This window comes from Leekyejoonella antrihumi, from assembly GCF_007845645.1.
GTDB lineage: Bacteria > Actinomycetota > Actinomycetes > Actinomycetales > Dermatophilaceae > Leekyejoonella > Leekyejoonella antrihumi.
This window is the reverse complement of sequence record NZ_VCQV01000039.1, coordinates 1-12242: the sequence shown is the minus strand read 5'-3', so window position 1 is coordinate 12242 and position 12242 is coordinate 1. Positions and strand designations below refer to the sequence as shown.

12 protein-coding genes and 1 tRNA gene are annotated in these 12242 nt (G+C 67.4%); 7 read left to right on the top strand and 6 right to left on the bottom strand.

Annotated elements, in window-relative coordinates:
- Positions 1-5: 5 nt before the first annotated feature.
- Entirely contained in the window at positions 6-521 is a 516-nt protein-coding gene (locus tag FGL98_RS20720) for a hypothetical protein (protein ID WP_146320076.1), read from the bottom strand.
- 193 nt (positions 522-714) lie between these two features.
- Between FGL98_RS20720 and pyk the strand changes: the two genes are divergently transcribed.
- Both pyk and FGL98_RS20710 read left to right on the top strand, forming a co-directional pair.
- Entirely contained in the window at positions 715-2172 is a 1458-nt protein-coding gene (gene pyk / locus FGL98_RS20715; protein WP_146320074.1) for a pyruvate kinase, read from the top strand.
- A gap of 25 nt (positions 2173-2197) precedes the next feature.
- Positions 2198-2283, top strand: a tRNA-Leu gene (locus FGL98_RS20710).
- Positions 2284-2293: 10 nt separating this feature from the next.
- Here FGL98_RS20710 and tpx read toward each other — a convergent pair.
- The 3 genes from tpx to FGL98_RS20695 all read right to left on the bottom strand — a co-directional run bounded on the left by tpx (position 2294) and on the right by FGL98_RS20695 (position 4910).
- Positions 2294-2788, bottom strand: coding sequence for a thiol peroxidase (tpx, locus tag FGL98_RS20705; RefSeq protein ID WP_146320072.1), 495 nt, complete (start codon positions 2786-2788; stop codon positions 2294-2296).
- 120 nt (positions 2789-2908) lie between these two features.
- Positions 2909-3460, bottom strand: coding sequence for a MarR family winged helix-turn-helix transcriptional regulator (locus FGL98_RS20700; RefSeq protein WP_186526290.1), 552 nt, complete (start codon positions 3458-3460; stop codon positions 2909-2911).
- Positions 3461-3470: 10 nt separating this feature from the next.
- Positions 3471-4910 carry an MFS transporter gene (locus FGL98_RS20695; protein WP_146320068.1) on the bottom strand — a complete coding sequence of 480 codons (1440 nt, stop codon included), beginning with the start codon at positions 4908-4910 and terminating at the stop codon, positions 3471-3473.
- A gap of 186 nt (positions 4911-5096) precedes the next feature.
- Here FGL98_RS20695 and FGL98_RS20690 point away from each other — a divergent pair, with 186 nt between their 5' ends.
- The 3 genes from FGL98_RS20690 (at position 5097) to FGL98_RS20680 (ending at position 7511) form a co-directional block, all read left to right on the top strand.
- On the top strand, positions 5097-6134 hold the full coding sequence (locus FGL98_RS20690; protein ID WP_186526289.1) for a DUF695 domain-containing protein: 1038 nt from the start codon (positions 5097-5099) through the stop codon (positions 6132-6134).
- A gap of 87 nt (positions 6135-6221) precedes the next feature.
- Positions 6222-6809, top strand: coding sequence for an ANTAR domain-containing response regulator (locus FGL98_RS20685; protein WP_246136672.1), 588 nt, complete (start codon positions 6222-6224; stop codon positions 6807-6809).
- A gap of 105 nt (positions 6810-6914) precedes the next feature.
- Positions 6915-7511: a GNAT family N-acetyltransferase gene (locus FGL98_RS20680; RefSeq protein ID WP_186526288.1), complete on the top strand. Its 597-nt coding sequence runs from the start codon at positions 6915-6917 to the stop codon at positions 7509-7511.
- Between the two features lie 33 nt (positions 7512-7544).
- Here the strand turns inward: FGL98_RS20680 and FGL98_RS20675 are convergent, their stop codons facing one another.
- Positions 7545-8021: a PaaI family thioesterase gene (locus tag FGL98_RS20675; protein WP_425461015.1), complete on the bottom strand. Its 477-nt coding sequence runs from the start codon at positions 8019-8021 to the stop codon at positions 7545-7547.
- 19 nt (positions 8022-8040) lie between these two features.
- Here FGL98_RS20675 and polA point away from each other — a divergent pair, with 19 nt between their 5' ends.
- Positions 8041-10755: a DNA polymerase I gene (gene polA, locus FGL98_RS20670; protein ID WP_146320062.1), complete on the top strand. Its 2715-nt coding sequence runs from the start codon at positions 8041-8043 to the stop codon at positions 10753-10755.
- Between the two features lie 90 nt (positions 10756-10845).
- The gene (locus FGL98_RS20665) at positions 10846-11226 is read left to right on the top strand and encodes a VOC family protein (RefSeq protein WP_146320060.1); all 381 of its coding nucleotides are present in this window, start codon (positions 10846-10848) and stop codon (positions 11224-11226) included.
- A gap of 358 nt (positions 11227-11584) precedes the next feature.
- On the opposite strand, the gene FGL98_RS20660 is transcribed toward FGL98_RS20665, so the two are convergent.
- Positions 11585-11947, bottom strand: coding sequence for a GNAT family N-acetyltransferase (locus tag FGL98_RS20660; RefSeq protein WP_146320058.1), 363 nt, complete (start codon positions 11945-11947; stop codon positions 11585-11587).
- Positions 11948-12242: the final 295 nt, after the last annotated feature.

Below are 12242 nucleotides of genomic sequence, written 5' to 3'. Positions count from 1 at the left end.
TGCGGTTAGTCGGCGTCGGCGACGATCGAGCCGACGCGTTCCCCGATCGTTCGGTCGCGGTCGTCGTGGGTGTCAGCCGCGCGAAGATCGGCGGGAGCAGCCCTTCGCGGCCGGAGTGGAAGATGATTCTCGCCTGCGAGTTGCCCGCGGCGATCAGGCAGGAGCAGATCGAGGTAAAGCCCGCCAGCAACGCGACGAACATCAGCGCGCCGGCGACCCCACCGGCAGCCGTGATGAACGGAACCGAGGCGGCGGGCCGCCGAGTTCTCCCAGCCCACAAACAAATAGACCGCGAGAGGGAAGCCCAGCGACAGGCCCGACAAGCCGCGATCCAGGTGGTCTGGATCGAACGGTGCCAGGTTGATGTGGCTGGAGTGCTCGACCAGCAGCGCGATCGCGACCACCATCAGCAGCGCGACCTGAAACACGAATAGGCTGCCGCGACCCTGGTCGACCGCTTGGGCCTGGTCACGGTCAGCGCAAACGCGAGGATTGACAGCACCGTGCTGGTTGCCTGCCATGAGACCGTGATGCTCAGGTACTGCTGCAGGTGAAAAAAGTGCGCCGTGTTTTCCTCCTTCGGCAGGATCCGGATCACCACGTCCGCCCTGCGTCTCGACTCTCGGCGCCCCCCTGATGCGCTACCGGACCGTAGCGTGGACATTCCTCGGCGAGGATGCAGTTTTGTCGGGCTTTGATCGATAGTGTTGATTTATGCGTCGAGCAAAGATTGTTGCCACCCTTGGTCCTGCGACGTCCTCACCGGAGCGCCTCCGCGAGCTGGTGGACGCCGGTATGGACGTCGCCCGCCTGAACCTGTCGCACGGCTCCCACGCGGACCATGAGGAGGTCTACCGGCACGTCCGCGCCGCCGGTGACGCCTCCGGTCACGCAGTTGGAGTGCTCTGCGACCTGCAAGGACCCAAGATCCGGGTCGGCCGGTTCTCCGACGGACCGATCACCCTGCCCGACGGTGCGAGGTTCACGATCACCACCGAGGACGTGCAGGGCAATCAGGACCGGGTGTCGACCACCTTCAAGGGCCTGGCCGGCGACGTGAACCCCGGTGACCGGCTGCTCCTCGATGACGGCAAGCTCGAGCTGCGGGCGGTCGAGGTCACGGACACGGACGTGGTGACCGAGGTGATCCGCGGCGGGCAGCTGTCCAACAACAAGGGCATTAATCTGCCCGGCGTCGCGGTGAGCGTGCCGGCCCTGTCGGAGAAGGACGAGGACGACCTGCGGTGGGCGCTGCAGCTGGGTGCGGACATGATTGCGCTGTCCTTCGTGCGTAGCGCGGACGACATCCGCCGGGTGCACGAGATCATGGACGAGGCGGGCCACCGGCTGCCGGTCATCGCGAAGGTGGAGAAGCCCCAGGCCGTCGACAACCTGCACGAGATCATCGAGGCGTTCGACGCGGTGATGGTGGCGCGCGGCGACCTCGGCGTCGAGCTGCCGCTCGAAGAGGTGCCGATCGTGCAGAAGCGGGCGGTCGAGATTGCCCGCCGGGACGCCAAGCCGGTCATCGTGGCCACCCAGGTGCTCGAGTCGATGATCGAGAACGCACGCCCGACCCGGGCCGAGGCGAGTGACTGCGCGAATGCGGTGCTCGACGGCGCCGACGCGATCATGCTGTCGGGGGAGACGAGCGTGGGCGCGTACCCGGTCGAGGCGGTCCGGACGATGGCGCGCATCATCGAGAGCACCGAGGAGCACGGGATCGAACGCATCCCACCGCTGGGTTCGCGCCCGCACACTCAAGGTGGCGCCGTCACGATGGCGGCCGCCGAGATCGGTGACCTGCTGGGCGTGAAGTTTCTCATCACCTTCACCGAGTCCGGGGACTCGGCGCGGCGGCTGGCTCGGCTGCGCACGCAACGCCCCATGCTGTCGTTCACCCCGCACCAGTGGACCCGGTCGCAGCTCGCACTGTGCTGGGGTCAGGAGACGTTCCTCAGCCCGCCGGTGAAACACACCGACCAGATGGCTCTGCAGGTCGACCAGACCCTGCTCGGCAACGGCCGGTGCAAGGAGGGCGACCTGGTGATCATCGTGGCCGGCTCGCCGCCCGGGATCCCCGGCTCGACCAATGCGCTTCGGGTGCACCGGGTCGGCGATGCCAAGAACCGGGTCGCACCGGCCTACCAGGATCTGGTGCCGGAGGGCTGATCGTCTATGCTTGCCCGGCACCCTCGCCGGGGTGGTGGAATGGCAGACACGGAGCACTCAAAATGCTTTGCTCGAAAGGGCGTGCGGGTTCGAATCCCGCCCTCGGCACCAAGCCGTGTTGTCAGTTGAGCGACTTCAGCGCGGCGTCGTAGTCCGGCTCCTGGGCGATCTCGGGCACCAGTTCGGTGTAGGTCACTGTGCCATCGGCGTCGACGATCACGATAGCGCGCGCCAGAAGGCCCGCCATCGGGCTGTCTGCCAGCTGCACCCCGAAGTCCTGACCGAACGAGGATCGGAACGCCGAGCCGACCTTGACATTCTCGATGCCCTCGGCACCACAGAAGCGCGCCTGTGCAAACGGCAGATCCTGGGACACGTTCAGGACGGTCGTGCCCGCAAGGCTCGCTGCAACCTCGTTGAACTTGCGTACGCTCGCGGCGCAGGTTGGTGTGTCGAGACTCGGGAAGATGTTGAGGATGGTGCGGCCGGTCAGGTCGGACGATGCCAGCGGAGCAAGCCCGCCTCCGACCAGTTCGTATGCGGGGGCCTTGCTGCCGACGGCCGGCAGCTCGCCGACGGTGTTGACGGGGGTTCCTCTGAGCGATGTAGTAGCCATCCCTGATTCGTACCACCCCGGGCGCACCGGCCTGGAACCAGGCCAGGTTGTGGACCGATCGGCAGCGGAATTTCGCTGCAGGGCCGTGCGCTCGGCCACCACCCTTCGCGAGCGGCTCGCCTACCTTCCTGTGTCAGCTGTCGTCGGCCCCTGGGTCAGGGTCGTGGTCAGCTCGTTGAGCATGTCATTGGAACGGGTGAGGTAGTCGACGATCACGGCGAGCTCCTTCTCGCTGTAGCGTTCGGTGGTCTCGGATGCCTGCCCCTCGAGCGGTGCGAAGAACGCACCGACCTCTGCCCTTCGCTGTTCGATGACCTCGATCGTGACGCTGCGACGATCCTTGGCATCGCGAACTCGCCGCACGAAGCCGCCCCGTTCCAGCCGGTCGAGCACCAGCGTCATACTGCCGGTCCCCATCGCCAGCAACGAGGCAAGGCGCGTGGGAGTCGCGACGCCGAGCACGGCAAGAACACCGAGGGTTTCGACGTCGGTTGCGTTGAGCTTTGCCTTGCTGGCGACGGCCCGGTTGAGCATCCCGAGGAGCGCTGCGGCACGGCGGCTCTCCCAGCTGAGGGCGTCGACGAGCTCATGTCGCGTGGTGCCCGATGGCGCACTGGAGGGGATGGTCGTGGGCGAGTCGGTGCCCTTCCCCCGGGTCTTGGCGGACGTCATACGCCCCAACCTAGTCCGGAGCAACGGGGTCATGCGGCAGGGCGGCTGCGAGCAGGACGCAGGCGGTGCTGGCCGCGACCAGGTACCAGATGCTGTGGGACGTCGCCGCCACGAATTGGGCCGTCGTCGGTCGGCCGGTCAAGGTATCGAAGAAGATGGCGCCGACGATCGCGATCGCGGTGACGGATCCGAGCTGGATCACCGTGTTGACCACGCCGGAGGCCGCGGCGGCACGCTCGGGCGCAACGCGGATGAGGATGATGGTGGCGAGCGTTCCCGACGTGATTCCGAAGCCGACGCCGGCCCCGCCCTGGGGTAGGGCGAGTGCCCAGCCGCTCAGGTCGGCGCCTGCCCGGTCGATGACCAGGAGCATGCCTGCCAGGGAGAGCGCCATGACCGCCGCGGCGATCATCACGGCGCCGCGCCCGAGTCTGGCCCCGATCGGGGAGGCGACCATCGATCCCACAATGGTGCCGATCGAGAAGGGTAGGAACGTGATCCCTGCGTGCAGCGGGGTGTATCCGAGTCCTTCTTGCAGATGCAGGGTCAAAACAAAGAAGTAGGACGTGGTGCCGAAGAACAGCAGGGCGATCAGGAGCCCTACGCCGCTGGCGCGAGTCGTGAAGAGAGGCAGGTCGATCAGCGGAGCGCCGTGTCTGTGCGTCTCCCGGACCTGGACCACGAGGAACGCGGCAAGCAGCGGGACGGCGCAGGCGAGCATGCAGAACGACCAGGCTGGCCAGCCGAGATACCGTCCCTGGATCAGGGGGTAGAAGACCGCCACGAGCGCCAGCCCGACGAGAGCAAGTCCGACCGGGTCGACACGAGGGCGGATGGCCGGTCTCGATTCCGGGATGATGCGTGCGCCGACCGTGAGTGCGACCAGCCCGATCGGGACATTGACGAGGAATATTGTGCGCCAGTCCCATCCGGCGATGTTGGCTTCGATCAGCAACCCACCGACCAGTGGTCCGCCGGCGCTGGCCACCGCCAGCATCATTCCGTAGGTGGCGAAGGCCTTCGGTTTGTCCCGCTCGTCGAACTGGACCTGGATGAAGGTCAGCACCTGGGGCAGCATCAGCGCCGACGCAGCGCCCTGCAGAGCGCGGAAGCCGATCAGCATCCCCGTGCTCGCCGACAGGGCGACCGCGAACGACGCGAGCATGAAGGCCGCCAGGCCGGTCAGGAACGCTCGTTTGCGCCCGAACATGTCACCGAGTCGAGCGCTGGTGATCAGCATGAGGGCGAACGCGAGCAGGTAGGAGGCAGAGATCCATTGCAGGTCGGCGTCCGAGGCGTCCAGGTTGTGCTGAATCGAGGGGAGTGCGACCTGGACAATCGTGCCGTCCAGCAGATCCACGAAGGCACCGGCAACCATGACGAACAGGGCGGCCCACGGGGCCTTCGATCGGGTAGGCGCGGGAATGGTCGTGGACGGAGCCTTGCTCATGGCATGTATCTCATTTTCTCGATTGCTTGAATAATGAGTAACCTAAATTATGAGGCGTATGGGAGTCAAGGGCGCTCGGCGCGAAGTCAGCGTGCTGCGTTCGAGGCGGCACGGCGCACGGCTGTGGCCCGTTCCAGGTCGCGCGATATTGCTGTGTCATGCAGCCGGCTATGTTTCGATACGGCCATGGGAATCTTCGGCAAGCGGGAGGACTCACTGCGCTCGGCCACCGCCCTTCGCGAGTTCTGGGCGTGGTGGAACAACACGGGCGCGGCCCAGTGCGCGGCGGTCGGCACCGATGACACGGCGGCGATGGCGGAGGCCCTTGCAATCCGGGTCGACGCCATCAGCGACGGGCTGGCCTGGGAGATCGCCGGAGGCAGCAGCTCGGCCCACGTCCTGGTCGTCTCGCCGGACGGCGACCCAGAGCTGCGGTCGATCGCCCGACGCTGGCTGAAGGCCGCTCCGGAGGCGAACCTCGTGTGGTCGTATGCCGACTCGCGCCAGCCGGTGTCCGACCTCGCCGGGTATGGGCTGCAGATCGCGGGTCGGGACGTCGCCGTTCGAGACGTCGTGGTCGGAGTCCGGCGGCGTGCCTCGCGCCTCGACGTGTCGGTGTACCACCCGCTGATGGCCGACCTGAACGACCACGAGCAGATGCGGCTGGCGTTCCTCGCGCTGGATGCGGCACTTGGGGAGGAGGCCACCGAGACCTGGATCGGAGAGCTGGCCCCGGCGCAGGACGCGCCACTTGACGGGTTCGGCCTGTCCGGACTGCGGGCGACGGTTCGCGAGCTGCGGGAGGAGTTCATCGACGAGGCGGGCGAGCCGACCTGGCTGGTGCTGCAGGGCGACACGCCATACGGGCCGCTGGTGGCCTCGACGCAGGTGCCGTTGGCCGCTGCCTGGGCGCCCGAGCTGGACACGCACATCGGAGTGAGCATCCCGTATGCGGACCAGGACGCGAGTGGTCAGCCCGGCCCGAAATCTCTGGGCAACCTGCGCGCTCTGGAGGACCACGTGGTCGCCCGGTTGGAGGGGCAGGGGCGTCTGGTCGCCCACGAGACGACCAGGGGAGTCCGGCTGCTGCACCTCTACGTCAGCAGGGGCACCCCCGCGGCGGAGCAGGTGAAGGCTGCGGTGCAGGCCTGGGACGAAGGTCGAGTGCGCGTGCGTGCCGAGAACGACCCCGGCTGGGCGCAGGTGCAGCACCTGCGGGGTTGATTCGGGCGGCGCGGTTGTGAAGTACGTCATGCCGGGCCGAGGCCACGATGGGCTCGATGATTGAAGCCACTCGTCTACTCTGACCAGGTGGAGAACGAAACCGCCGCCATCAGGGTGATCGTCGCCGAGGATGAGGCGCTCATCCGACTCGACCTCGCCGAGATGCTCCGCGAGGACGGCTACGACGTGGTTGCCGAGGTCGGCGACGGGCGTGAGGCCGTCGAGCTGGTGAAGGCGCTGAAACCGGACCTGGTGGTGATGGACGTCAAGATGCCGGTGCTCGATGGCATCAGTGCGGCCGAAGAGATCGGCCGGGAGACCATTGCGCCGGTCATCATGCTGACGGCGTTCTCCGACAAGGACCTGGTCGAGCGTGCCTCCGACGCCGGTGTGATGGCCTACGTCTTGAAACCGTTCACGATCCAGGACCTTCGCCCCGCGATCAGCGTGGCGCGCTCGCGGTGGGCCGAACGGCGTGCCCTGGAGCGGGACATCGCCGATCTCGGGGAGCGGCTGGAGACACGCAAGCGGCTGGACCAGGCCAAGGGCATCCTCATGAAGCAGTTGGAGCTGGATGAAGCCGCGGCCTTCCGGTGGATCCAGAAGGCCGCGATGGATCGACGACTCGGCATGCGTGAAGTGGCGGACGCTGTGATCGACCAGATGGGCAAGTGACCTCAGGAGCAGGTGTCACCACTGGTTGGTGGAGGGCGCTGCGCAGGTAGCGGCCCGGGGGCTATCCTTTCGGGGTTATCTCATCAACAGGCAGGTGGCACTGACGTGGCGAAGTCGGCCGTTCGAGTCAGTCGGGTGACGGCGGAGGACGCCGACGCATCGGAGCAGTTCGCCGCGCTGTGGACGCAGTCGAGGGTTGACACCGGGCAGAGTGTGGAATGGGCCGAACGGGCCGTTCGCGAAGGCCTGATCCGCGGCGCACTGGCTCGTGACGACGTACGGGTCTATCTCGCTGCCAGTGGTGGCCGGCCGGTGGGATACGCGGTCGTCATGGACGGCCCGCTGTCCGGGCTCGCCGATGAGCCGGTGGTGTGGATCGACCAGGTGTATGTGCGCACCGAGTGCCGCCGCGGCGGCGTCTCGAAGTCGCTGCTGGCGAGGATCGCCCACGACGGCGAGGCCATGGGGGCCGGCCAGATCGTCTCCTGCGTGCCGACGCAGGCGAAGGAGCTCAACCGATACTTCGCGCGCCTGGGCTTTGCACCGGCGATCACCGAGCGCACGATCAGCCCGGCCCAGCTCCTGCGACATCTTGCCTCGGGTGAGGAGGCGGAGCCGCAGGCCATGGCCATCGTCCGCCGGAGACGGTCGTTGCGTGCCAGGGCGCGCGCCCGCGTCGAGGTCGCTCACACCGGAACCTGAACCGGCCAGGTCCGGCGTCCGTCGATGCTGCGCTCAGCTCGCCTTTGTGGGTGCGTCGCGCAGCAGGCACGTGATGCGGCTGGTGCAGACCCGCCGGCCCTCGTCGTCGGTGATGGTCACGTCATACGACGCCAGCGTCCGTCCGAGGGACAGCGCGTCAGCGGTGGCCGTCACGTAGCCGCTGCGCACTCCGCGGTGATGAGTGGCGTTGATGTCCAGCCCGACTGCGGCCCGGTCCGGGCCGGCGTGCAGCGCCGCACCGACAGAGCCCACCGTCTCGGCGAGCACGACGCTCGCCCCACCGTGCAGCAGACCGTAGGGCTGCGTGTTGCCCTCGACCGGCATCCGCGCAACGACGCGTTGGGGTGAGATCTCGAGGTACTCGATCCCCATGCGTTCTGGCAGTGAGCCCTTGTTCATCTGGTTGAACTGCTCGAGGACGGCGGGATCGTTGAGGTCGGGGGAATCGGGCGTCATGCCCGAAGTCCTGGCTGTGATGTTGTCGGTCATACGGCATAGGCTGCCACGCGTGAAGCGACTGCTGCTGCTGGATGGACATTCTCTCGCCTACCGGGCGTTCTTCGCGCTGCCCGTCGAGAACTTCTCGACAAGCACCGGACAGCCGACCAACGCCGTGTACGGCTTCACCTCGATGCTCATCAATGTGCTGCGAGACGAGGACCCGACGCACATCGGTGTGGCGTTCGACGTCTCCCGCGAGACCTTTCGCACGAAGGAGTACGCCGAGTACAAGGCCGGGCGCTCGGCGACGCCTTCGGAGTTCAAGGGCCAGGTCTCGCTGGTCAAGGAGGTGCTCGACGCCCTACGGATTCGCTATGTCGAGCTGCCGGGCTATGAGGCGGACGACATCCTCGCCACACTCACCAGCCAGGCCGAGACGGCCGGGTTCGACGAGGTGCTGGTGTGTTCGGGAGACCGTGACGCGCTGCAGCTGGTGTCCGCTCGCACGACGGTCCTCTATCCACGCAAGGGCGTGTCGGACCTGGCACGCATGACGCCGGCCGCGGTCGAGGAGAAGTATGCCGTGCCGCCAGAGCGCTATAGCGACCTGGCCGCGCTCGTCGGCGAGCACGCGGACAACCTGCCGGGGGTGCCCGGCGTCGGCCCGAAGACCGCCGCCAAGTGGATCGGCGCCTACGGCGACCTGTCCGGCATCGTGGATCACGTCGGCGAGATCAAGGGCAAGGCGGGCCAGTCGCTGCGCGACCACCTGGACGGTGTCCTGCGCAACCGCCGGCTCAACCAGCTGCTGCTCGACGTCGACCTCCCGATCGGCATCGACGACCTCGAGCGGACCTCCTGGGCCCGCGATGAGGTCCACACGGTCTTCGACGGGCTCGAGTTCCGGGTCCTGCGGGACCGGTTGTTCGCCACCTTGGACGCCACGGAGCCCGAGGCCACCGGCGAGGTCGAGATCGACGGTGCGGTGCTCGCGGCCGACCAGGTGGCCGGGTGGGTGCGGGAGCACCTGACGGCGGGAGTGCGGGCCGGTGTGCAGGTGGTCGGTTCGTGGGCGCGGGGAAGTGGCGACGCGCAGGCGCTCGCGGTCGCCGTGGTGGGCGAAGACCCCTCCAGCTCGCACGCGGGCCCCGCAGCCACGGTGGACCGGGCGGCCTACATCGACCTCACCGAGCTCGACCCCGAGGGGGAGAAGGCGTTGCGCGCCTGGTTGGCGGACCCGTCGCGGCCAAAGGTGTTGCACGAGGCGAAACCCCAGCTGCACCAACTTGTCTCGGCGGGGCTGCCCATGGCGGGCATCACCTGCGACACGGCCCTGGCGGCATACCTGGTCCGCCCGGACCAGCGGTCCTACGACCTGGCGGACCTGGTCCTGCGCCACCTGCAGCGTGAGCTGCGGACCGGGCAGGACAACCCGGCGCAGGGGGTGCTCGATCTCGGCGACGGTGACGGCCGTGGCCAGGAGACGATGCTGCACGCCGCCGCCGTCGCGGAGCTCGCGGGTGCGCTCGAGGCGGACCTGGAGCAGACCGGCGGGACGGCACTGCTGCGCGACATCGAGCTGCCGCTGGTCGACGTTCTGGTGGAGATGGAGAGCGTCGGGATCTTCGTGGATGCGGATGCGATGACCGGCCTGGAGAGCGACTACGCCGACGGCATGAACCAGGCCGCCGCCGACGCATACGAAGCCATCGACGGTGAGCAGATCAACCTCGGTTCGCCGAAACAGCTGCAAACCGTGCTCTTCGACAAGCTGAAGATGCCCAAGACGAAGCGGACCAAGACGGGCTACACGACCGACGCCGACGCACTCAGCACGCTCTATGCGAAGACCGAGCACCCGTTCCTGGAGGCCCTGTTGCGCCACCGGGACAGCGCAAGGCTGCGCGTCACCGTCGAGGGCCTGATGAAGTCGGTGGCCGACGATGCACGGATCCACACGACCTACCAGCAGACCATCGCCGCCACCGGGCGGTTGTCGTCGACCGAGCCGAACCTGCAGAACATCCCGATCCGCACCGACGCAGGCCGGCGGATTCGGGAGGTCTTCATCGTCGGGGACGGCTACGAGTCGCTGATGTCCGCGGACTACAGCCAGATCGAGATGCGCATCATGGCGCACCTGTCCGGGGATGCGGGGCTGATCGAGGCCTATCGCACGGGGGAGGATCTGCACCGATTCGTCGGATCGAAGGTGTTCGCGGTAGAACCGGCACAGGTGAGCCCCGAGATGCGCGCCAAGGTCAAGGCCATGTCCTACGGACTGGCCTACGGTCTGTCGGCTTTCGGGCTGTCCAAGCAGCTGACGATCAGCACCGAGGAGGCACGGGCCCTGATGGACGAGTATTTCGCCAGGTTCGGTGGTGTGCGTGACTATCTGCGCGATGTGGTGGATGACGCGCGCAAGACCGGCTACACCGAGACCATGCTGGGGCGGCGGCGCTATCTGCCGGATCTGACCTCGGACAACCGGCAGCGTCGGGAGATGGCCGAGCGGATGGCGCTGAACGCACCCATCCAGGGCTCGGCCGCTGACCTGATGAAGGTGGCGATGCTGCGATGTGCCGCGGCGCTGGCCGCCGACGGCGCGAAGTCCCGGATGCTGCTGCAGGTGCACGACGAGCTGGTGCTGGAAGTTGCGCCGGGGGAGCGTGCGGACGTGGAGGCAGTGGTTCGCCGGGAGATGGGCGCCGCCGCCGAGCTCGATGTGCCCCTCGACGTCAGTGTCGGCGTGGGACATTCCTGGCACGACGCCGCCCACTGAGTAGTGCTGCCCTGACCGAGATCGGTGTTGTGGAGTCGTTCGAGACCTGGGACCGCTTCGGTGTCGGTCGGGCCGTCTACAGTCCGCACTATGACCGAACGCGTGGCCCCACTTGCCTCCATCTCCATCGACTGTCCCGACCCTGACGTGCTCGCGCCGTTCTACCAACGCCTGCTGGGTCTCGAAGAGGCCTTCGCGACCCCGGACCGAGGAGTGATCGCGCTGTCGGGAGCCGGGCCGCTGGTGACCCTCATGCGGGTTGATGACTACACCCCGCCCGGGTGGCCGAACGGACCGCAACGCCAACAGCTGCATCTCGACCTTGCGGCCGCCGACCTGGACGCCGACGTGGCAGCCAGCGTCGCACTGGGTGCGACGCAGGCGGAGCACCAGCCCGCACCGGCCCAGTGGCGGGTGATGCTCGATCCCGTTGGCCACCCGTTCTGTCTCAGCGCCGTTCGTCCGGACTGACGGATCGGGCTCGACCTCCTACGGCCGACGGCCGCGACCGCCCCGACCTCTCCTGTGCCCGAGGACGATCCTGAGCACGCGAAGGCCCACCACCACGACGACCACGACGATAACCGCGACCGTTCGTGGCACGCCTCGCGAACCGAGCAGTGACGTCAGGGGATGAACGATCATGGCACCTCGATTCGTCGATACTCAATTGTCGCACCGTCGTGCGCTGTCGAGATGCAGCGAAGTTCGGCGTCGAGCTGGGAGTTTCCGGTACGTCATCCGCTCGATTGAGAGGGTCGTTACGTTTCGTCGTTACCGCTGGCGATGGCCACCCGGTCGCCTCTTCGCGTCGGGTAGCGCGATCGGGTTATGGAACCGTCTGGAGGTCGGCGCTGAACACGAGGGCATCGCCGCTTTTGACGATGCGACGTTCCAGCCGGAGGCCGATCTTTTCAGCGACTCGCTGGGACGGCCGGTTGCTTGGTCGGATGATCGCCACCAGGTGAGGTATCCCGGCATCCCTGGCGGCGTCGCGTCCGGCGCCGGCTGCCTCCGTCGCGAGGCCACGGCCCTGCCAGGCCGTGCCCACGTGGTAGCCGACCTCGACCAAACCCTCACCTTCGACGTCTTGCATCATCAGACCGCAGCCCCCGACGAACGTACCGTCGGCGAGCTCGATGACCCACAGTCCGAAGCCGTGCTCGGTGTAGTTCCGCTCATTCCAAGCAATCCAGTTCGCGGCTCCAGGCCTTCACCTCGTGCGCAGGCGGCGGAGACCACGACCGGGCCTGCGGCCGGGTCGACAGCAAGCTGCTCCCGGTCTCGCAGCTGGTCGCCGAGGCGGCCGCAAAGTACTGACCAGACGCCGCCAGGCCGGTACGTCGGTACATGGAGCCATAACGGGCTCTCCGTACCTGAGGTGGGGCACGGCGACACGCCGGGGGTTGGTGATGCGGTGAGGTGAGGGTCGAGGTCCTCAGGATCAGAAGCGACCAAGCTCACTGATCACCAAGGACCTCGACGGT